This window comes from Variovorax sp. E3 (assembly GCF_016082275.1).
Taxonomy (GTDB): Bacteria; Pseudomonadota; Gammaproteobacteria; order Burkholderiales; family Burkholderiaceae_C; genus Variovorax.
In genome coordinates, this window is sequence record NZ_MOWM01000032.1 from 1 (window position 1) to 20825 (window position 20825).

The following is a 20825-nucleotide window of genomic DNA, read 5'->3' on the forward strand; positions in this document are numbered from 1 at the left end:
CAGGTCACCAATTGGCGTGCGATGAAGGCCAACGGTATGTACGGAGGTGAGTCGCACCGTCAACTGCCCCGAATCGACGAGGTCTGCGCTTCATCCGCGCCCTCAGGCTGTTTGCGGGCGCACCTGTCCCATCATCGCTATCAGCTTCTTGCGCGCCATCCACAGATGGGACAGCGCAAACAGCGTGATCACATGCGCCGTGTTTTTGGCCAGCTCCTTGAACCTCACCTTCGCCAGGCCGAACTGCCGCTTGATCACCCGGAACGGATGCTGGCCTCTGGTATTTCTGCTTGCGCGCTCTGGCCTTGGCTCAGCCCTCTGGCATCTTCGCCATGTCGCTGGGCCTGCCCGCGATGTGCCACTGCACATTCCGCTTCACCCGGCTCTGTGCACCTCGGTAGCCCGAGTCCGCCCACACCGCATCCTCTTTGCCGTCCAGCAGATCGCTCACCTGTTCCACGTCTGCCTCGTTGGCTGACGTGGTCGTCACCGTATGCACCAGCCCCGAGTCTGCATCTACGCCGATGTGCGCCTTCATCCCGAAGTGCCACTGGTTACCCTTCTTCGTCTGATGCATCTCCGGATCTCGCTCGCCACTTTCGTTCTTGGTCGAACTGGGCGCCGCGATGATGGTTGCGTCCACGATGGAGCCGCGCTTCAGGAACAACCCTTTCCTGGCCAGATGGGCGTTGACCTGCTTGAAGATGTCTTCGGCCAGATCGCTGGCTTCCAGCAGGTGGCGGAAGTTCAGGATGGTCGTCTCATCGGGGATCGTCTCCAGACCGAGTCCGGCGAACGTGCGCAGCGAGGCGATCTCATACAGGGCTTCTTCCATTGCGGGGTCGCTCAGGGCGAACCAGTTCTGCATCAGGTGCACGCGCAGCATGGCTTGCAGCGGGTAGGGACGACGGCCTCGGCCTGCCACTGGATAGTGGGGCTCGATGACTTTGAGCAGCGCCTTCCACGGCACCACCAGTTCCATCTCGGCAAGGAAGACTTCGCGCCTGGGCTTCTTCCTCTTGCCCGCTTGCTCCGCATCCGAAAAACTGATCTGGCTCATCGCTCGTGCTCCTTTGCAGGGGTCAATCCTTCATGCAAGAAACGTGCTCTTGATCAGGCCTTCCCTAGCGATCGCATGCCACTGCAACTTGCCAATACAGTCAAAGCCCTACGCGACAGCGATCGACAGCGCGCAGGCGAAGGGGCTGCCGCAACGTGCACAGGACGAGCATCGTGCGGTCTACGAAGCCATATCCGCTGGTGACGCCGATGCTGCGGGACGCGCGATCAAGAACCACATCCGCGCCGCCGTTGCGCGGATGGCCGGCCAAGACGTGGCTAATCAGGCCAACGGCTAACCCACGGCTTCGCCAGCCAATCGGGTGTTGCCGAAGCGGGAAGCTACGGTACGATGGCCTCCCGCCGCCCCCTCCGCTACCTGCCTGAGCAGCTGCCATGCATTTCCAGACCGGCGACCTCGACGAGGCCATTCATGCCGTCAGCGTGTCTACTGCCCGCACGATTTGCATCTGGACCGTCGCGCAGCCACGCTCGACACCCAGCTGAGTGTCTGGGAGGCCCGTCACCTCTCTGTCGTTCGTCTCGCCTATGGCGCGCACGTCGAGGTCGATGCTGGCGAATCTCCCGACCTGCTTCTGCTGATGCGCTGCACCGCTGGCGAAGGCATCGTGTGCCAGGGGCGAAACCAATCGACCTGGAGTCTTGGATTGACCATTCCCGTCTCGGTGGACAGGTTCACTTGGTACGACTTCGGGGCCAGCTTTGAACAGACCACCTTCCTGCTCGATACGACGGCGCTCGAGGCCTGCTGCTCGAGCTTCACCGGTCATCCGCTCGACGACCGGCTGAAATTCGACATGGTGCCATTCAGTACCGAATTCGAGCGCACCTAGACCGGCATCCTCGGCCTGATTGGGGCACTGCCGGGCTTGCTGCCCGACCCGGCCAACCGCTCGCTCGAGCAGTTCGTGCTGATGTGCCTGCTCAGCGGGCACCCGCACAACTACACACGGTGGATGCACGGCGAGAAGACCGTGTCGCGGCCAGCGCTTCTGGTCCATCGTGCTGAAGCCTTCGTCGAAGACCGCATCGACGACTTGTCACTGACCGTCGCGGACATCGCCCGCGCGAGCGGTGTGAGCATCCGCGCCCTGAAGTCCGCGTTCCAGGAACATCGCGACACGACGCCTATGGCCTATCTGCGCGAGATTCGCCTGAAGCAAGCGCGCGAGTGCCTGTTGAACAGCGCAGCGGGCGACACCGTGACCGTCACCGACATCGCGTTGGCGCACGGTTTCTTTCACTTGGGCCGCTTCGCACAGCTCTACAAGCAGCACTTCGACGAGGCGCCTTCCGACACCTTGCGCGCCCGCCATCGCCGCACGGCGAGGTGACTACTGCCTGCGCGGCAGCCCAACAATCGTGCCTTCGTAGCGGAGATCCGCTCCGCCGTACTGCTTGCCGGTATCGGGAGCGACCAGTACGGCCTGCACTGCGCCTACGCTGTCGCTTGTCACGGTATAGCCCAGCGATTTCATCGCGTCGACCGAGGCGGAGGGGAAGCCCGGCTCCATCGTGACGCTCGCCGCCACGCCGGTCGCGGAGATGCGGGGCGCATTGATGGCCTCCTGCAGGCCCATCCGGTGGTCGATGAGATTGAGCGTGACATTGACCACCGAATTGATGATGGTCGGCCCTCCGGGCGAGCCATAGGCCAGCACCGGCTTGCCTTCGGGCGTGAAGAGCATGGCGGGCGACATACTGCTGCGCGGACGCTTGTTGGGTTGCACGTCGTTGGCACCCACGCCATCCAGGTACGGATGCGTCGTGGGGGTGATGTTGAAGTCCGTCAGTTCATTGTTGAGCACGAACCCAAAGCTTTTAAAATCCCCGTTCGGCAGCCGGTAGCCCGCGAACACTCCGATGCCGTACGCGGCCTCCACCGTGTTCGTGTACGACACCATGTTGCCCCACTTGTCGACCACGGAAAAGTGCGTGGTTCCCTTCTCATTGCCGTCCGCGGCGAGCGCGACTTTCAACTTGGCCTGAGGTTGCAGTCCCGCCGTCTCGTAAGGGCGTGGGTCGCTGCTGCTGGGGTCGGGGTTCAGGCGGATGCCTGGCTGGATCAGACTGCTGCGGGAAGAGAGGTACGTCTTGTTGACCAGCCCCTTGACCGGCACCGAAACGAAATCGCTGTCGCCAATCCAGTCTCTCCGATCGGCAAAGGCGACACGCAGCGCATCGGCCATGACATTCAGCGTCTTCGGCGTGCCGAAGCCAAAGCCTGCGGACTTGTCACCGATCGGAAAACGCTCTAGTAGACCTAGGATCTGCAAGACCGTGAGCCCACCAGACGAAGGCGGCGCCATGATCTTCATCTTCCAGCCGCGATAGCTTCCTTCGACCGGCGTGCGCTCCACGGGTTGGTACGCCTCGAGGTCCGCGAGCGTCATGCTCCCGCCCTTTCCCCTCGGTCCTTTCGAGAAGGTTTGGCCTTCGACCACGCCACGCGCGATGTCGCAGTCGGTGCCAGGCCGCACACGGTAGAAACAGTCGGGGCCGTTCTTCGCGATGAGCTTGAAGGTCTCGGCGAGCGGCTGGTTGCGCACGATCTCACCGGCTTGGGCAGCTCGGCCGCCGGAACAGAAGTAAGCCGCGGTCTCGGGCGAATTCAGCGCGCGTTCACCGCAGCTTGACCGGGCCCAGAGCGGGGTCGCGGCGAAGCCCTTTTCCGCCAGCTCGATGGCGGGTTGTATCGTTTGCGCGAGGGTGAGCTTGCCATATTTCTCTACGGCCATTGCCGTGCCGCGCACCATGCCCGGCACACCGACGGCTACCCCCTGCTGGGTTGGATTGCCTACGCCGACGAACATGTCGCGCGTTGCGCCGCCCGGCGCTTTCTCGCGCGAATCGATCGCGATGGTCTTGCCGGTCTCCGCGGTGTGGATCATCATGAAACCGCCGCCTCCGATGCCCGCCATGTGCGGCTCGACCACATTCAGCGCGTATGCCACCGCAACGGCGGCGTCGACAGCGTTGCCGCCTTCCTCCAGGAGGCGGGCACCAGCCTCCGCGGCGTAAGGGTTTTGCGCAGTGACGACACCATCACGGTAAGCCTTTCCTGTTGTCCATTCTTGAGGAACCGCGGAGCTTTTGCTGTTCCCGAGCCCGCCACTTGCAGGGCCGTTTCCTCCGCCGCAGGCAGTAGCCATCAGCGCGCAGCAGCTCAGCGCCGCGATGGATGTGAAAGCGCGCGCCTGCGCTGAACTTGTCGTTGTCATGTTGTTTCCTCATTGTGGTGAGTCCGATTGCACGCATGCCTCTTGAGGGCATGGCTTGCATGCGGCGGCCGGTCATCCGCGCTTGGAGTGGTGACTTCTCCGCTGTTTGACGTTCAAGCGTCGATCAAGCAGCCAGGGGCTTGATATCCGGTAGTGACCACGAACGGTCGAAGTAAGGCTCCAAGGGTCCGAAGAGCCGGAAGTACACATACCAGGATTTCCCGGGTGCCGTCGGAATCCAGTTCTTCTCGAGGCCTGTGGGTGCCGTCGGGCCCAGCACGAGGTCGATGGACCCGTCGGGGTTCTTCTGCAGTTCCTGACGCGACGACCGATCGACGATCTGCTGTGCGTTCTGGATCAGGCCGCGCGTCTGCGTGTCGTACAGCGTGACCGACCAGAAAAGCTTGGCCGGCACGCTGGGCGGCACGCGAAGCCGGTACGAACGGGCGCCATCGAATGCGGCGCCTTTCGCGTCGTAGTAGGCCGCCAGGTAAGCCGAGCCGACGCCCGGCGTCTTGGTCAACACGGCGCCAGAAGTACCGGTGACCTCGTAGAAGAACGCTGTCCGCTCCTCGAACAGCGTGCCGTTCGGAGTGTCTTGCTCGTTCACGAAAAGCGGTGGGATGAAGTACTCCCAGTGCGCGTCGTCGCGATAGCGCATGCCGGAGATGCGTTTCTTGTACGCGATGGTTTTTGCCGTTGCCTGCCCCAGCACCGACGCTTTTTCCAGAATCAACTTCTGCCGCCCGTCGGGATTGAACGGACGATGGGCACCAATGCCGAGCCGCTCGAGCATCGCGGCAAAGAAGCGGTCGCGGTCCTCGACGGGTTCGTCTTGAAGCGCATTCGCGAGCCGTTGCCAGTAGGCCAGCCCTTCCGGGTGCGCCATGCTGGTCAGCGTGGCCTGCAGCTTGAACTGCAGCAGGCGGGAGCCGGTGCGGTTGGCTCTCTGGCTGTAGGAGCGTACGCTGGTCGCCGAGAACACGTCTTCCACCTTCTTCAGTTCCGCATCCAGGCCTCGGCAAAACATGAGGACCTTGTTCGTGCGCGACCGCAGCACATGCGCCCCCACGGGAACATCGCGCGGCGTTTGCTGGCCCGGCCCCAAAAGGACGAAGGTGGCGCCCTTGCCCGCGTCGGGCCCGGCCACGCCTAGGTCGGTGAGTGGGCGGTCCCACCAGTCCACCAGCGAACCGGCCGTAGCGCCAGGCGGGTAGTCGATGACGAGCGGGCCCCGCGCGAGCTCGAAGTAGGCAAAGACGTACGGTGTGGTGACATTGGAGCCCAGTAGCACGCTGACATCGCGGTACCCCGCGACCAGCACGAGGTCACCGCTGCGCGCACCGGCGTTGTCGATCAGCATCTGCCGGGCGCTTTCCGTACCGACGGTAGGTATGGCCCAGAGGTAGGCGAGCGATGCCGACTGAAAGTCCAGCGTGTCGTAGAGATGCGCGGCGGTCTCGTGCGTCGGCATGCCGAGATCGAACGCCAGTGGACCGATTTGCGTGTCGATGGCGTCGCGCGCACGCGCGGCATCTTCGGGGCCGGCAACAGCGCATCCGGAACCGAGCACGGTCAAGGATGTCGCCATCTTGAATGCGCTCCTTCGGTTGAGTGACATAAAACGATGATCCTTCAATACTCTGAAAAAATTGGAAGGGGGCGTGTTACTTGAAGCGCAACACGGCCTTGATGGTTCGACCACGTTCGCTGTCTTCCATGGCTTCGTTGATCTGGTCGAAGTCATAAAATTTGATCAGCTTGTCGAACGGGAAGCGGCCCTGGCGGTACAGTTCGATGAGCTTCGGAATGAAGAGGTCGGGCACCGCGTCGCCCTCGCAGATGCCGCGGATCTTCCGGCCCAGCAGCAGCCCCCAGGTGTCGAGACCGATCTCGCTGCCGAAAGCGGGAGCGCCGATCATTCCGCATTCGCCCATGATCCGGATTGAGTCGACCGCCTGGCGCAGCGCTGAGAGGTTGCCCGAGGTCTCGAGGGAGAACTGGGTTCCGTGCCCACCCGTGATCTCCTGGATCGTCTTGACCGGATCGGCCGTGCGAGGGTTGATGACGTGCGTCGCGCCCAGTTCGAGCGCGAGCTTCAAGCGCTCCTCGTTCGGATCGACGCAGATGCGCACTGCGCATCCCGTCACGACGGCGGCCAGCAGCGCCGACAGTCCCACCGAGCCCGCTCCGTAGATGGCGATCGAGTCGCCGGCCTGCGGATGCAACGAGTTGATAACCGCGCCCGCGCCGGTCTGCACGCCGCAACCCAGTGGACCCATGAGCTCCAGCGGGACGTCGGAAGGGATCTTCACCACGCTGCGCTCGGTGCCCAAAGCGTAGGTGGCGAACGACGACTGGTTGAAGAACGCGCCGTGGACTACCTCCTCGTTCTTGTGCATCGTCGGCGTTCCGTCCATACGGGCGAAGCTGAAGTTGGCCTTGAAGAAATGTCGGCAATACATAGGCTTGCCGGTCTGGCAGGTGTCGCAGTGCCCGCAGGAGTTGCAGCTCATCACCACGTGGTCGCCGGGCGCGAGCTTGCTCACGCGACTGCCGACCTTCTCCACGATGCCCGCGCCCTCGTGGCCGTACACGGCGGGGAAGGGTCCCGGGACCACCTGGTCCCGGGGCAGCGTGTCGGTGTGGCAGATGCCGCAGCTGTTCATGCGGATCAGGACCTCGTCGTCCTTCGGTTCGTCCAGTTCGATGCCTTCGAGCGCAAAGCGCCCACCCTTCTCGCGCATCACGGCGGCGGTGATCTTCATGTGTCGTCCTTTCGAGGTTGCTTGGGATCCGGAATGGCACGCAGGCCGCGATGGCCGCGTGCCGGAAATCAGGGCTTGGGTGCGAACCAGGCCGGGCTGACGCTGGTCTGGACCGTGATCGCCTTCAGGTGCGTGTACATGTTCAGCGTCTCGTGGCAGAACTCGCTGCCGATGCCGCTTTCCTTGAAGCCGCCGAACGGCGAGCCGCTGGCCAGGTTGAAGTAGTGGTTGATCCACACCGAGCCGGCATGCAGGCGGTCCGCGGTGTCCCAGGCGTTGCGCAGGCTGCTGGTGTACAGGCCCGCCGCGAGCCCGTAGCGCACGCCGTTGGCCTCGGCGATCATCCGGTCGCGGTCTTTCCAGCGCATCACGCTGAGCACGGGGCCGAAGATCTCTTCCTGCGCGATGCGCATGTCGTTGCGTGCCTCGAACACCGTGGGCGCAATGAAGTACCCCGCCTCGTGGCCCTCCACCGGCACGCGCGTGCCGCCGGCTACGAGCGCGCGCCTTCGGACTTGCCGATGCCGATGTAGTCGAGCACGCGCTGCCCCTGCTGTGCGGAGACCAGGCCCGACAGCACGGTGTCGGGAGCGAGCGACGATCCCACCTTCACACGTTCCATGGCCGCGACGAGGCGCTCCATCACCGCGTCGTACACCGCTTCGTGCACGAACAGCCGCGTGCCCGCCAGGCAGGACTGGCCGTTGCAGTACATCGTCGCGAACATTGCGTTGTCGACCACCGCGTCGATGTCGTCGATGTCGGGGAAGACGATGTTCGGGCTCTTGCCGCCCAGCTCCAGCGATGTCGGCACAAGTCGCTCGGCGCCAGCGCGGGAGACGATCCGGCCGACCTCGCTGCTGCCGGTGAAGGCCAGCTTCGCTACGCCCGGATGCGCCGTTAGCGCGGCACCGGCTTCTTCTCCATAACCGGGGACGATGTTGATGACGCCTGGCGGAAAGATCTTCGCGATGTGCTTGCACAGCTCCAGCGTGCTGAGCGAGGCGTTCTCGTCGGGCTTCAGAACGACCGTGTTGCCGGCGGCCACTGCGGGGGCGATCTTCAGCGCGGCCATGATCGCAGGCACGTTCCAAGGAATGATCTGGCCGCACACGCCATAAGGTTCCCGCTTGGCGACCAGGTAGCCGTTCGGAATCGGCCTGCCGAAACCTTCGTGGGTGATGGCGGCCGCCGCGAAGTAGCGGTATTGCGAGACCGCGAGCATGTGGTCCCACTCTGTCTCGAACAGGCGTCGGCCGATATCCACGGCGTCGATGCGGGCCAGTCGCTTCGCGTCCGCTTCAATCGCATCCGCCAGCTTCAGCAGCAAGGCCGCGCGTTCCTCGGGCACAGTGGCGCGCCAGGCGGGAAATGCTTTCGTGGCAGCCTGTACAGCACGGTCGACGTCCGCAGCGCCGCAGCGCGCGATGCGAGCTAGCGATACGCCGGTGCTGGCGTGATTCGCGGCGAAGCTCTCTCCAGCCACGGGCTGGAACTCGTTGTCGATAAAGGCGCCGTAGGCTCGGAGAGGCCCAGTTCAGTATTCAGATTCATCGGTCACTCACGGGTTGGCGGACATGGAATAGGGAGGGGCTTGCAGCGTCGCGAAGCCAGTCTGCTCGCGAAGGATCATCTGCGCGATCCGATTTGCGCAGCGCTATCCGCCAAACGCAACGGCGAGGCTGCTCGCTTTCCCGTGGGAGCGTCGGACTGTGCTGGATGAACGTTGACCGGTCGGCATGGACCTGGCTGCGGTCAACGTAGTTGAGTTGGGAAACAAACTCCCCTTGCATAACTGCCCGCCGAACCGGCATTGATGCCGTGGAGGTAGGCTCCTTCGGAGATGCAGACCGGCGTCGCGTGGACTTAGCGCAAACCTCCGAACTCACGAATACAAAGGCCTCCGTTGTAGTCGGTTGAATAAATCAATCCGCCGACATCGACGAGATGCGTCGCACGACTGGATCACCTTCGCCCGGTTAGGGAAACGCTGATCAATATGCCGCATCAGGCATGTCCTATGCATGCGCGAAGGCATTCAGAACTGCAACAGGAGTGACATGAGTCAACGCAGCTTTGCCAGCGCCGAGTACGCGATGAAGAAGAAGCGCACGCGGCGCGAGAATCTCCTTGCGGACATGGAGTGTGTGGTGCCGTGGTCGCGTCTGATCGCGGTGATCGAGCCGCCGTACCCGACGAGCGGCCGCGTCGGCCGCCAGCCCATGGGCGTAGCCGCATGTTGCGCATGTACTGCCTGCAGCAGTGGTACGGCCTGGCCGACGAGGCGCTGGAAGACGCGCTGTACGACAGCCAGGCCCTGCGCGACTTCGTTGGCATCGACCTGTCGCGCGAGTCGGTTCCTGACGCGACCACGCTGCTCAAGTTCAGGCGGCTGCTGCTGGCCAACGACCTGACCAAGGCGCTGTTCGACCAGATCAACGCTGACTTGGCCGAGCAGGAACTGCTGATGCGCGCAGGCACCATCGAGGACGCCACCATCATTGCGGCGCCGAGTTTGACGAAGAACGAAAGCAATGCACGCGACCCCGAAATGCATCAGACCAAGAAGGGAAACCAATGGCACTTTGGCATGAAAGCGCACATCGGCGTGGATGCCGAGTCGGGCCTGGTGCACACGGTGGTCGGCACGGCGGCGAACGTCAACGATGTGACGCAGGCCGGTGCGCTGCTGCATGGCGATGAGACAGCCGCGCACGGCGACAACGGCGAGCTCAACAATTCGATTGCCCAACGACTGAAGCTCACCAACGCGACGGTGGGCAAGTGGCGCATGCGCTTCATCGAACGACGAATTTCCGGGCTCTACGACGACGTTCGCCCAGGCAAGCCACGCACGATCGACGATGAGCGCATCGCGCAGTTGATCAAGACGACGCTGCACACCAAGCCCGCCGATGGGTCAATGCACTAGAGCGTTCGAACGGTTGCCTCCGAGACCGGCATTTCCAAGACCAGTGTGCAGCGCTACTTCCAACTCTTCGGGCTGCAACCTCATCGCAGCGAAGGCTTCAAACTCTCAACCGCCCCTTTCTTCATCGAGAAGCTGCGCGACGTGGTCGGCCTGTACCTGAGCCCGCCGGAGAACGCGCTGGTGCTCTGCGTGGACGAGAAGAGCCGGTGCCAGGCGCTTGAACGCACGCAACCGATGTTGCCCATGGAATTGGGCTACGTGGAAGGCGTGACGCACGACTACAAGCGCCACGGAACGACCACTCTGTTCGCCGCCTTGAATGTCCTTAACAGCGCCGTGCTCGCCACCTGCAAGCCGCGTCATCGACATCAAGAGTTCCTGGGCTTCTTGCGCGAGATCGACAAAGCGGTGCCGCCCGAGTTGGACATCCACTGCATCGTCGACAACTACGCCACCCACAGTCATCCGACGACCAAGGCTTGGCTCGCAAGCCGGTCTCGCTGGCACTTGCACTTCATCCCGACCTACAGTTCATGGCTCAACCAGGTCGAGCGATTCTTCGCGCTGATTACGGACAAGGCCATTCGCCGCGGCTCATTCACCAGCGTCAAACAACTCGTGCAGCGCATCGATCATTTCGTGACGCATCACAACGCGAATTGCCAGCCTTTTCGTTGGACTGCCACCGCTGATTCGATCCTCGAAAAGCTGCGTCGACTTGGTTCACGTATCAGCGGGACAGCAAACTAGCACAGCGTATGCCCAGGATGTTTCTCAACGCCCGAGCCTCGAATCGATACTTTTCCAAGCGGTTTCCCTCATGACGTCAGCATATAAAACGCCGCCGCAGACCAAGACGTATCACGCCGGGATTTCGTTCCCCCGGCCGTCGCTGTGGCAATCGTGACATTACCTACCGTATTTGAGAGCAACAGCGATGCTGATCGATTCATTGAGAACATGAAGGTGCGATTCGCCCAGTTCGGGCTGTGTCAGCCTTTGTCTGGGGCGCTACGTCCGCGCGTTTCGATTGCGTGGGTTCTATCGAGGAAGCGCCGGCTCGCGGTCAGGATTTCCTTGCGCGTCCGATCGGTTTCGACGGCACGCGCTAGCACCAATGCCCCCACACACTGAGCGATGAGCGCCCAGGCCGCATCCGGATCACCGCCGACCCGTTCGATCCAGCTCTTTTGAGTGCGCTTGAGCCCGCGCTCGACCACCGCCTTGACCTCGGGACCGGAACGCGCGATCTCCGAACCCAGCGTGGGCAAGACACACCCGACCTCCGGATGCAGCGCGTGGAAGGTGCTCAGGTAATTGCGAAGGCAGTTCGCGACATGCTCATCGGATGCATTTTCATCACAGGCCAGCATATTGCCGCTGTTCTCGATTTCTTCAGCCACCATCGCCTCGAACAGCGCCTGTTTCGAGGGGAAATGGCTGTAGAAGGCCCCTCCTGTCAAGCCGACCGCCGACATCAGAGCATCGACGCCGTTGGCTTCGAACCCACCCCGCTTCGCGATCGCCCGACTGCTATCGAGCAGCTTCCGGCGCGTTTCTTCCTTGTGTGTAATTGGATACCGCATCGAAAAACCTCGACGATTCTCTTGTTGACATGGCGCGAACATTAGCATAACTTTCGTTTGGTTAACGATAGTTTATTAATTGAAGTCCCCAAATCGTGAAGTCCGCGGCCTGTTCTCTAGGTGTTGAAGGTCCTGATGCAATCGCTCACCCAAACATCGTTGCCGAATGGGCAGGTGCGGAGAACGGTTCGCACCAGGCCTGCTCGTCTCCAGTCCGCGAGGCAGGAAGCTGGAGGCCCATCCGCGTGGCGAAATGCAGTGCCGATGACCTTCAACGATGAGGAACTGTTTCGGGCAAAACCCGGCTCGAATCCACCGGCCATGGCGTCGCCATGAACCCTCGGTACTGGCGCACCGGCCAATCGGCCGCCTAAGAACACGCGCGCGTTTACGACAGCGTGCCGCCGCCCCGCAAAAAATCCATTGGGAGACAACCATGCACGCTAAACCCTGGCACTCGTCCTATCCGGCAGAGCTCGCCCATGACATAGAACTGCCGGACGATGCCAATCTGGTCTCGACCCTGGAGCAGTCGTTCGAGCGCCATCGCGACAACGACGCTGTATCGTGCCTGGGCGACAAGCTGACGTACGCGCGGCTGGACGAGCACTCCCGCAGCTTGACCATCTTCCTTCGGCAATTGGGCTTGAGCACGGGCGATCGCGTCGCCCTGTTGTTGCCCAACTGCTTGGCCTACCAGATATCGCTGGCCGGCATCCTACGCGCCGGCATGACAGTCGTAACCGTCAATCCTATGTACACACCCTGCGAGGTCGAGCACCAATTACGCGACGCTGGTGCACGAAGCGTCATCGTGCTGGAGGCCCTGATTCCACGGGTCCTGAAGTGCCTGCCGAACGCCGCGGTCGAGCACATCATCACCGCGCAAATCCTCGGTGCGCCCGGCTCGACTGGACGCGCGTTTCCATCTGACACGCAGGCGACGGGTACGACGAAGCTCCAGCCTGTCCCCTTGGATATCGCTCTCGCGGTGGGTGCGGCGTCGTTGTTCGAGCCCGTACGCCTTCGTCCGACCGACATCTCATTCCTCAAGTACACCGGTGGAACCACTGGCGTCTCGAAAGGCGCGATCCTGACGCATCGCAACATGACGGCCAGCCTCGCGCAGATGTTGTCCTGGACGCGACTCCACCTCCGGGACCAGATGTCGTCCACGGTTTCCCCTCTGCCCCCATACCACATCTATCCACTGGCAGTGACCATCGCAACTATGGCGCTGGGCTTCGAGAACCGTCTGATTCCGGATCTTCGCGACACCGGCATCCGTGATAGCGGAGCTCCGCCGCCGGCCCTTCGCGATGCTGATCGGGGTCAACACGCTCTTCGTTTCGCTGGTGGATCACCCGGACCTTGCCAAAGTGGATTTCTCCGCGACGCGCCTTGTGGTTGGCGCCGGCGCATCGGTACAGCGCGCAGTAGCGGGGCGCCGCGTACAAGGTGCCGCGCCACGTCACGCTGATCGATGCACTGCCGAAGTCTGCTATCGGACAGATCCTGCGCAAGGATCTTCGACAAAAACCTGTGACGCCTGCGTAGCCATCGAGGCCCCTCATCCTTGTCCTTCAGGACCTCATCCACAACACCACCCCATCTGGTCTCGCGCGGCGACCGGACCGTGCGCCGGGGTCGACGCGTCGACCATGGCGGCTCACCCGTGAGCCTCGAGCCACTCCAGTTTCATCTCAACCGAGAATTTACATGTCAGATACCCAAGTCAGAGTCCCCGTTGTGCAATCGCGCGTAGTCGACGCCATCCAGGTGATTCGCATCCACAACCCGCCGGTCAATGCACTGAGCGTTAACGTGCGCCAAGGCCTGCTCGACGCGATCGAGGCCGCGCAGACCGATGCCAACGTCGCAGTCGTTCTGATCGTCGGTGAGGGACGCAGCTTCATTGCCGGCGCAGACATCCGGGAGTTTGGTGGCCCGCCTCAACCGCCAGCCCTCCCTGATGTTTGCGACCTGATCGAGGCATCCAGCAAGCCCGTCGTGGCCGCCATCCACGGCGCGGCGTTGGGCGGCGGGCTGGAGGTCGCCCTTGCGGCCCACTACCGCATTGCGCTGTCCGATGCAAAGCTTGGGCTGCCCGAAGTGCTGCTGGGGCTCTTGCCCGGCGGCGGCGGAACCCAGCGCACCCCTCGCGTTATCGGCGCGAAGGCTGCCCTCGATCTGATGCTCAGCGGACGGCACATCGGCGCCGAAGAGGCGCTTTCGCTGGGGCTGGTCGACCGCATCGGCACAGGAGACGCAACCGAGCTCGGACTCGCCTATGCGCGCGAACTGGTGGCCAGCCACGCGCCGGTTCGCCGCAGTCGCGACGGCAAGGCGTTGCAGGACCGCGAAGCTTCGCAAGCGACCATTGATGCCGCTTCCAGCGATTCCTTGAAGCGGGCCAAGGGCCTTTTCTCCCCACTCAAAGTGATCGAGGCAGTACAGGCCGCGCTCGACCAGTCGTTCGACGAAGGCCTTGCGCTGGAGCGCACCCTTTTCTTGGAATGTCTGGCAAGCCCGCAACATGCGTCCTTGGTCCACGCATTCTTCGCTGAACGCGAAGTCCTGAAGGCGCCGGAGACCCGCAGTGCGAAGCCACGCATCATCGCAAGCGTCGGCGTTATCGGGGGCGGCACGATGGGGGCCGGCATCGCCGTGTCCGTGCTTGACGCTGGCTTGCCGGTGACGATGATTGAACGCGACGAGGCATCGCTGGCCCGCGGCAAGGCCCACGTGGAAAAGGTGTACGCCGGACTCGTCGCGAGAGGCCGGATCACCGCTGAAGCCATGAACGCCGTCATGGCGCGGTTTGGTGGCAGCATCGCCTATGACGCGCTCGCCGAAGTCGATCTCGTGATCGAGGCGGTTTTCGAGGAGATCGCTGTCAAGAAGGCCGTCTTTGCCGAATTGGACCTCGTGTGCAAGCCAGGCGCTGTGCTCGCCACCAATACGTCCTACCTCGACATCGACGAGATCGCGGCCAGCATTTCGCGGCCGTCGGATGTACTGGGCCTGCACTTCTTCTCACCCGCCAACATCATGAAATTGCTGGAGATCGTGGTCCCGGCCAAGGTCAGTGCTGACGTGGTCGCGACGGCTTCGAACTGGCGAAGAAGCTCAAGAAGGTACCGGTTCGTGCCGGCGTCTGTGACGGCTTCATCGGCAACCGCATCCTCGCGGTGTACATCGAAGCCGCCGCGCACATGGTGGAAGATGGCGCCTCGCCCTACCAGATCGATCAAGCCGTGCGTGAGTTCGGTTTTCCGATAGGTCCTTTTCAGATGGCCGACTTGGCGGGCGGCGATATTGGCTGGGCGACCCGAAAGCGCAAGGCTGCGACGCGCGACCCGCGCGAGCGCTACGTACAGATCGCCGACCGCCTTTGCGAGCGAGGTTGGTTCGGCCAGAAGACCGGTCGCGGCTACTACCTGTACCCCGAAGGGGCCAGAATTGGTCAGCCTGACCCCGAGGTTCTGGCGATCATCGAGGCTGAGCGCAAACGCGTGGGCCTCACACCCCGCGCCTTCACGAATCAGCAGATCGTGCGGCGCTACATGGCCGCGATGATCAACGAGGGAGCCAATGTCGTGCACGCAGGCATTGCGCTTCGGCCGCTCGACGTCGACGTGACCTTTCTGTCAGGCTATGGCTTCCCACGGTACCGAGGCGGACCCATGAAGTACGCCGACCTGATCGGTCTCGCCAACGTGCTGTCCAGTCTGCGCGAATTCGCCGAACAGGACGCTTTCTTCTGGCAGCCCTCCCCGTTGCTTGTCGATCTGGTGCTGCGAGAGAGTGATTTCGCCAGCCTCAATCGAACCGCATGAACGCGCAAACGCCGAGTTCCCGCCTCGGTGCGGCGGTCGTGCTGTCATTGACCTGAAGGACAACCAACGTTGTGTGCAAGAGGCAACGCGGCGTGGAGGGGCACGACCTGCACGATGTGGCCCCATCTCAGAAGGGGATGAGGTCAGGTTGTGGCCATTGCTGGGCCGACATGGTCGGGTGTCACCGCAACGCCGCTCCCGATCGACTGCTCGAGATCCGCCAAGACAAAACATCGTGGCTTTGCCCTGCCGCCGCCCCCGCCTTGGCGATTGACCGGGAACAGGGCCCGTACGGCTGCCAGAACCATCGAGCAACAGCAAATGGCCAACGATTGGATCTCGGGCGGCAACGCCCTCCCTCTCTCTGAAGTCGAGAATCGAGAGCGTGGAGCCTCGATTCTGGATCCAGCGGTGGAAGACCTCTTGACGCTCTGACATGCGCGAACTGGCTCCGTGCACGACGCCTTGGGCGTCTGTGCAATTCCCTCGCTGCACAGCAGCACATCAAGAACCTGAACCATGAAGCTCCAGAGCGCCACAGTTCTCATCACCGGTGCCAACCGCGGCATCGGTCTCGCGTTCGCGCGCGCCGCTCTCTTGCGCGGCGCCCGGAAGGTCTACGCCGGGGCGCGAGATCCCACGTCCGAGACTCTGCCAGGCGTCGATGTCGTCCAGCTGGACGTCACACGGCCGGAGGACATTGCGGCGGCCGAGCAGCGGTGTGGCGACCTAACTTTGCTGATCAACAACGCCGGCGTGGCCATCCTCGGCGGGTTCCTTTTCGGAAGGCAGCGTCGACGCTGCACGTGTCCAGCTCGAGATCAACTTTTTCGGTCCCCTGCAACTGACCAAGGCATTCGCTCCCACGCTGGCGGCGAATGGGGGTGCGCCATACTGAATGTGTTGTCGATCGCGACCTGGGTCAGCTCCCCGCGTCTGGCCACCCAATCCGCGAGCAAGTCCGCGGCATGGGGCGCTTATCAACGCACTTCGCCATGAACTGCGCTGACAAGGCACGCAAGTTCTGGGAATGCATGTGAGCTTCGTGGATGCCGACCTGACGCGGGGGATGGACATGCCCAAGTCTGCGCCCCATGTCGTCGTAGACCGCACGTTCGATGCGCTGGAGGCCGGGGCGGAAGAAGTGCTGGCGGACGACATGGCCAGCCAGATCAAGGCCGGTCTGACTGAAGACCCGAGTATCTATCTCGTGCCTCCCCGTGTGTAAATGTTAGGCGGAGCAAAACCCCGACCAGGACGCACTTCTCCTGCGATCGGCGCGGATTCCTGGTGCGCTTCGGGACTGGAGCTCTGGGGCGCGCGGACCATCGGTACTGCGGTGCTCCGCCGTACGGCCAACCTGCGCCCTGAACCGTTTTCCGCTCGCCATCGTCGGGCCTCGAGCCTTCGCTGCATCGACGGACTAGGCTTCCACTAGTACGCCAAGAGGCAGGTCACTCTATAGTTAAATGATCGTTTAGTCAAAGGCGACATCCATCGCTTCTCCTGCCCACCTGAACTGAGATTCTTTATCGGGGCCGTCTCACAACCGCCGAATGCGCGTTCGTCCAGCTCATTCCCAGCATCGCACCAAGTCCGCAGCACCGCCCAAGGAAACGCCAATGTCGCTCTTCACAGAACACCCCCTTCGCACGTTGGAGGACATCGTTGCATTCGAGAACGAGAAGCCCTTCAGCGACCGCGTCAGAGCGCGCAGCGTTCATGACGTCTTCAAGGAGAGCGCCGCCCGCTTCCCAACCCGCGTGGCCGTTTCCATGCTCTGGGGCAGCGCCGCGGATGAGGCGGAACGGGGTCTCATCACGTACCCCGCGTTGCTGGATGGCATCAATCGGGCCGCCAACCTGTTCGCCGACATCGGCGGCGAGAACCCCGGCGTCGCCTACTTGCTGCCAAATCTGATCGAGACCTTCTATACCCTGTGGGGCGCGGAAACCGCTGGATTCGCTGTGCCGATCAATTTCCTACTGGGCGCCGAGCACATTGCGGACATCGTCCGCACATCGAGCGTCAAGATCCTGGTGGCCCTCGGTCCCCATCCTCAACTCAACATCTGGGAAAAGGCCTTGGCGGTCAAGGCGGCAGTGCCGAGTGTCACTCTGCTGCAGGTTTCCCTGCCAGGCGGACCGGTCGGCGATTTCACGACTGCGCTGCGCGAACAGGATGGCTCCCACCTCACCTTCGGCGAGGCGCGAAAAGATGATCAGATTGCCGCTTACTTCCATACCGGAGGTACCACCGGGGCACCCAAGCTAGTGGCCCATACGCATCGCAACCAGCTCGTCGCCGCGTTCGGCGCTGCCGTGATGCTCGAGTACAGCGAGACCGATGTCCTGCCCCATGGATTGCCGATGTTCCATGTCGCCGCGACGATCTCGAACGGGCTCGCCCCTCACATGTGCGGGGCCAAGCTCTTGATCATGACACCGGCTGGGATGCGCGATCCCGGCGTCGTGAAGAACTTCTGGCAGACGACCCAACGCCATCGGGCGACCATCCTCGGCGGCGTACCAACTTCGTTGGCCGCGCTGCTGAACGTTCCGGTGGACGCCGACATCTCCTCGGCGAGGGCGAGCTTCGTCGGCGCAGCGCCGACACCTCACGCCGTTGCCCAGCGGTTCGAGGCCCACACGGGAACCCGGCTGCACGAGATCTTCGGCATGACCGAGGCCGGAGGACTGATCGCGATCGCACCGACAGCGGTAGAACCCGTCTTGGGCTCGGTGGGCTTTCGTCTGCCCTACACACAAGCGACGGTCCACAGAATTCTGGCCGGCGGTGCGGTCGGAGAGGTGTGCCCACACCAAGAGGTCGGGCTCCTCGTAGTGACCGGCCCGACGGTGACGCCAGGGTATCTGGGCGATGTCGGCGATCCCGACGCGATCAGGCCCGGGTACCTCAACACCGGCGACTTGGCTTACACCGACGAGGAGGGACGCCTCTTCATCGCAGGTCGCGCCAAGGACCTGATCATCCGCAGCGGCCACAACATCGACCCTCGCATGATCGAGGATGCGCTGCAATCCCATCCCCAGGTGCACATGGCCGCCTCCGTCGCCAGCCGGATGTTTACGCGGGTGAGCTGCCGGTCTGCTATGTCGCCCTCAAGCCGAATGCCCAGGTCACCCTGGAGGAGCTGCGACATTACGCCGAGGAACATATTGCGGAACGGCCGGCGTGGCCCAAGCACATCTATCTCGTGGATGCCATTCCGATGACTGGCGTCGGGAAGATCTTCAAAGTGGAGCTGCGCTGCGACGCGGTAAGCCGCCTGGTCACCCCCATCGTGGCGGAGGTGATCGGCTCGCCCGACGCCACGATCATGGTTCAAGCGGGTGGCCGAAGGGGCATGACGGTCAACATCCAGTTGCCGGCAGGCCTCGAGGCGAAACGAAAACTGGTCGCGACCGCACTCGAGAGCTACCTCTTCGACTGCACGGTCACTACAACTCCGGCATGAACGCGCTGCAGTTTCTCGTCCCTCGTCCCCCGGCCGGCCCCGCAGCGGCCGTCGGCATAGCGCATGCAGATCGACTCCGGAGGGGCTGGCAATTGTCCCGATGGCGCTCGATCACTTTCAAGGCATCGGGCCGCGAGGTTCCACTCTCACCCTACATCTACCCCATTGCCCGAGAGTCCACCTTATGAGCGTCATCGATTTCTATTTCGACTTTCTTTCCCCTTACGGCTACCTGGCGGCGGCGCGCATCGAGAGCGTGGCAGCCCGCCACGGACGCGCGGTCAGGTGGCGACCCTTTCGACTCGGCGTGGCTGTTGTCAAGGTGATGGGGTTGCGCCCCAACATGGAGACCCCATTAAAGGCTCCCTACATCCTGCGCGACATCGCTCGGCTCGCTAAGGTGTTGGACCTTCCACTTGCGCCGCCGCCAGGCCTGCCCAATCCCTTACCCCCAGCCCAACTTTTCTACGCCGCACCGGAAGCACGGCACCAGAACTGGCCAAGGCGCTATTTCGGGCCCACTGGGCGGAGGGACACGACATCGGCGATCTGGCGAATCTGGTTCGCATCGCGTCCGCCTTCGGCATGACGGCGGAGGAGGTCGAAGCGGCGGTGAAGTCGTCGCAAACACGGCAAGCGCTGACCGACCAGACCAACGAGGCGCTGTCGCGAGGCGTTTTCGGCTCGCCAACCTTCGTCGTTGACGAGGAACTCTTCTGGGGAGTGGACCGCCTCTGGCTGCTGGAGCACTACCTGGCCAACGGCGGCAGTTACCAGGCTCGTTCGACGGCAGATCAAGTCCGGCAAGTTGGCGCACTGCGGTAGCAGAATGGCCAATCCGTTCACTAGGACGATTCCGCGCGGGCAAGGTCGCGGGCGACGATCAGGTGCGTTCACTTCCTGATTCAACGAAGAGCCGAAGTCCACCCGGCTGAAGGACAGCGCAAGCTGCATTCAATCTGCCGAGGTCCGCAACCGATCGCACGCAAAGGAAAGGCGTCAACATCTGGCCACAGCGTCTCAGCGCCCAGAGCCAGCCTTTCAGGCGTCATGTTGGACGCTCGCCGAGCCGATGTATCCCCACAACCGACTTGGCCGGCTACGCGTTCCCCAAGCGGACCAGCACTTCGTCGATCAGCGTATGCAGCGCTAGGACGCGTTCGCGGCCGAGGCGTTCATCGAGCTTCATCTGCGCAATCCTCCAGTAGCCGCTAGCTTCCTGCTGCTTGAGCCGACCATCCGGGGTGATGAATACGCAGCGGCTTCGATTGTCCTTGCCGGGGCCGACGGTTATCCAGCCGGCGGCCCGCAAAGGACGCAGATTGCGACTCAAGGTCGAGGCGGCCATTCTCATGGAGACCGCCAGGTCGCCGGGGCGCGGGCACCCCATCACCAGCATCTGGCAGAGCACCGAGTACTGGGTGGTCTTGATGCCCACAGCCGACAGCTCCGCGTCAAAGTGACGTGATACACAGCGCGTCAACTGGCGCACCCTCGATTCGGTGCAAGCCCCCAGATCAACGCGGAGGGCCATTGCGCTCTGACAACTGAAACTGTGCTCTCCCCGCCTCGGACGCCGAGAAGGCACGCTGCCCCAAACAGCCGGCGAGGCCGCGGCGTGGAGAGATGTCGCATCCAGGCGATGAGATGCTCACATCCACGCAGGTTGCACCACTTAAGGCCAGCCGACCACCGTTGCCCGCCTGCGTCGTAACCGACAATCGTTCGAACCGCATTCTTTGACTACCTCACTTCGTTCAACCGCTTCACGCCCAGCCCTCCGGCTTGCTCGCTCACCATGGGTTCGACACGGGCCGCCGCCACCGGCTTCCACACGTACACACAACGCTCCGGTGCGCTGTACAGCCGTCTTTTCCCGGCACGGGCCTGCCGGCGAATGACTCATTGCCTTTAATCGACC

The 20825-nt window shown here is 62.9% G+C and carries 17 protein-coding genes and 5 pseudogenes; 14 read left to right on the forward strand and 8 right to left on the reverse strand.

Features of this window, described 5'->3' with window-relative positions; translation table 11 throughout:
* Nucleotides 1-102: 102 nt before the first annotated feature.
* A protein-coding gene (locus tag BMG07_RS13950; RefSeq protein WP_269758941.1) for an IS5 family transposase occupies nt 103-1060 on the reverse strand; the annotation gives its coding sequence in 2 pieces (ribosomal slippage) (nt 103-342 and nt 344-1060; 957 coding nt in all).
* A 49-nt stretch (nt 1061-1109) separates the two neighbouring features.
* On the opposite strand from BMG07_RS13950, the gene BMG07_RS13955 reads away from it, so the two are divergent.
* The 3 genes from BMG07_RS13955 to BMG07_RS13965 all read left to right on the forward strand — a co-directional run bounded on the left by BMG07_RS13955 (nt 1110) and on the right by BMG07_RS13965 (nt 2414).
* Complete coding sequence (locus tag BMG07_RS13955; RefSeq protein WP_198085074.1) at nt 1110-1358, forward strand: FCD domain-containing protein; 249 nt, start codon at nt 1110-1112, stop codon at nt 1356-1358.
* 24 nt (nt 1359-1382) lie between these two features.
* Entirely contained in the window at nt 1383-1913 is a 531-nt protein-coding gene (locus tag BMG07_RS13960; RefSeq protein ID WP_307866952.1) for a hypothetical protein, read from the forward strand.
* Nucleotides 1914-2036: 123 nt separating this feature from the next.
* Nucleotides 2037-2414 carry a helix-turn-helix transcriptional regulator gene (locus BMG07_RS13965; RefSeq protein WP_198085076.1) on the forward strand — a complete coding sequence of 126 codons (378 nt, stop codon included), beginning with the start codon at nt 2037-2039 and terminating at the stop codon, nt 2412-2414.
* On the opposite strand, the gene ggt is transcribed toward BMG07_RS13965, so the two are convergent.
* From ggt to BMG07_RS42060, 5 genes are all read right to left on the reverse strand, one after another.
* Entirely contained in the window at nt 2415-4301 is a 1887-nt protein-coding gene (gene ggt, locus BMG07_RS13970; RefSeq protein WP_198085077.1) for a gamma-glutamyltransferase, read from the reverse strand.
* A 124-nt stretch (nt 4302-4425) separates the two neighbouring features.
* Nucleotides 4426-5892 carry a DUF1254 domain-containing protein gene (locus BMG07_RS13975; protein ID WP_198085078.1) on the reverse strand — a complete coding sequence of 489 codons (1467 nt, stop codon included), beginning with the start codon at nt 5890-5892 and terminating at the stop codon, nt 4426-4428.
* A gap of 76 nt (nt 5893-5968) precedes the next feature.
* Complete coding sequence (locus tag BMG07_RS13980; protein WP_198085079.1) at nt 5969-7069, reverse strand: NAD(P)-dependent alcohol dehydrogenase; 1101 nt, start codon at nt 7067-7069, stop codon at nt 5969-5971.
* A 68-nt stretch (nt 7070-7137) separates the two neighbouring features.
* Complete coding sequence (locus tag BMG07_RS42055; protein ID WP_307866953.1) at nt 7138-7548, reverse strand: aldehyde dehydrogenase family protein; 411 nt, start codon at nt 7546-7548, stop codon at nt 7138-7140.
* A 14-nt stretch (nt 7549-7562) separates the two neighbouring features.
* Nucleotides 7563-8555, reverse strand: coding sequence for an aldehyde dehydrogenase family protein (locus BMG07_RS42060; RefSeq protein WP_307866954.1), 993 nt, complete (start codon nt 8553-8555; stop codon nt 7563-7565).
* A 574-nt stretch (nt 8556-9129) separates the two neighbouring features.
* Between BMG07_RS42060 and BMG07_RS13990 the strand changes: the two are divergent.
* Together BMG07_RS13990 and BMG07_RS13995 are read left to right on the forward strand one after the other, a co-directional pair.
* Nucleotides 9130-9797: pseudogene (locus tag BMG07_RS13990) on the forward strand (IS5 family transposase); the annotation flags it as partial.
* A pseudogene (locus BMG07_RS13995) lies at nt 9795-10751 on the forward strand (IS630 family transposase); the annotation flags it as partial. The pseudogenes BMG07_RS13990 and BMG07_RS13995, both read left to right, overlap by 3 nt.
* 242 nt (nt 10752-10993) lie before the next feature.
* Here the strand turns inward: BMG07_RS13995 and BMG07_RS14000 are convergent.
* A complete protein-coding gene (locus tag BMG07_RS14000; RefSeq protein ID WP_198085081.1) occupies nt 10994-11587 on the reverse strand; it encodes a TetR/AcrR family transcriptional regulator in 594 nt (197 codons plus the stop codon).
* A gap of 436 nt (nt 11588-12023) precedes the next feature.
* Here BMG07_RS14000 and BMG07_RS14005 point away from each other — a divergent pair, with 436 nt between their 5' ends.
* From BMG07_RS14005 to BMG07_RS14040, 9 genes and pseudogenes are all read left to right on the forward strand, one after another.
* The gene (locus BMG07_RS14005) at nt 12024-13067 is read left to right on the forward strand and encodes an AMP-binding protein (RefSeq protein WP_198085082.1); all 1044 of its coding nucleotides are present in this window, start codon (nt 12024-12026) and stop codon (nt 13065-13067) included.
* A gap of 239 nt (nt 13068-13306) precedes the next feature.
* Nucleotides 13307-15426 (forward strand): annotated as a pseudogene (locus BMG07_RS14010) (3-hydroxyacyl-CoA dehydrogenase NAD-binding domain-containing protein).
* Between the two features lie 519 nt (nt 15427-15945).
* Nucleotides 15946-16425: an SDR family NAD(P)-dependent oxidoreductase gene (locus BMG07_RS14015; RefSeq protein ID WP_198085083.1), complete on the forward strand. Its 480-nt coding sequence runs from the start codon at nt 15946-15948 to the stop codon at nt 16423-16425.
* A gap of 46 nt (nt 16426-16471) precedes the next feature.
* On the forward strand, nt 16472-16654 hold the full coding sequence (locus BMG07_RS14020; RefSeq protein WP_198085084.1) for a hypothetical protein: 183 nt from the start codon (nt 16472-16474) through the stop codon (nt 16652-16654).
* A gap of 394 nt (nt 16655-17048) precedes the next feature.
* Nucleotides 17049-18290, forward strand: a pseudogene (locus tag BMG07_RS14025) (AMP-binding protein); the annotation flags it as partial.
* Nucleotides 18239-18616: pseudogene (locus BMG07_RS44880) on the forward strand (hypothetical protein); the annotation flags it as partial. The pseudogenes BMG07_RS14025 and BMG07_RS44880, both read left to right, overlap by 52 nt.
* Nucleotides 18617-18643: 27 nt before the next feature.
* Nucleotides 18644-18904: a hypothetical protein gene (locus BMG07_RS14030; RefSeq protein WP_198085116.1), complete on the forward strand. Its 261-nt coding sequence runs from the start codon at nt 18644-18646 to the stop codon at nt 18902-18904.
* Between the two features lie 184 nt (nt 18905-19088).
* Nucleotides 19089-19493: a DsbA family protein gene (locus BMG07_RS14035; RefSeq protein ID WP_198085086.1), complete on the forward strand. Its 405-nt coding sequence runs from the start codon at nt 19089-19091 to the stop codon at nt 19491-19493.
* Complete coding sequence (locus tag BMG07_RS14040; protein ID WP_307866959.1) at nt 19445-19729, forward strand: DsbA family protein; 285 nt, start codon at nt 19445-19447, stop codon at nt 19727-19729. The genes BMG07_RS14035 and BMG07_RS14040 overlap by 49 nt, the downstream gene beginning before the upstream one ends.
* Nucleotides 19730-20003: 274 nt before the next feature.
* Here BMG07_RS14040 and BMG07_RS14045 read toward each other — a convergent pair whose 3' ends face one another.
* The gene (locus BMG07_RS14045) at nt 20004-20342 is read right to left on the reverse strand and encodes a MarR family winged helix-turn-helix transcriptional regulator (protein ID WP_307866955.1); all 339 of its coding nucleotides are present in this window, start codon (nt 20340-20342) and stop codon (nt 20004-20006) included.
* Nucleotides 20343-20825: the final 483 nt, after the last annotated feature.

Excerpts from the sequence above, each read along its gene's own strand:
- BMG07_RS13965 (WP_198085076.1), top strand. The coding sequence starts at position 2,037 with ATGCACGGCGAGAAGACCGTGTCGCGGCCAGCGCTTCTGGTCCATCGT.
- ggt (WP_198085077.1), bottom strand. The coding sequence starts at position 4,301 with ATGACAACGACAAGTTCAGCGCAGGCGCGCGCTTTCACATCCATCGCG.
- BMG07_RS13975 (WP_198085078.1), bottom strand. The coding sequence starts at position 5,892 with ATGGCGACATCCTTGACCGTGCTCGGTTCCGGATGCGCTGTTGCCGGC.
- BMG07_RS13980 (WP_198085079.1), bottom strand. The coding sequence starts at position 7,069 with ATGAAGATCACCGCCGCCGTGATGCGCGAGAAGGGTGGGCGCTTTGCG.
- BMG07_RS14000 (WP_198085081.1), bottom strand. The coding sequence starts at position 11,587 with ATGCGGTATCCAATTACACACAAGGAAGAAACGCGCCGGAAGCTGCTC.
- BMG07_RS14005 (WP_198085082.1), top strand. The coding sequence starts at position 12,024 with ATGCACGCTAAACCCTGGCACTCGTCCTATCCGGCAGAGCTCGCCCAT.
- BMG07_RS14015 (WP_198085083.1), top strand. The coding sequence starts at position 15,946 with ATGAAGCTCCAGAGCGCCACAGTTCTCATCACCGGTGCCAACCGCGGC.
- BMG07_RS14035 (WP_198085086.1), top strand. The coding sequence starts at position 19,089 with ATGAGCGTCATCGATTTCTATTTCGACTTTCTTTCCCCTTACGGCTAC.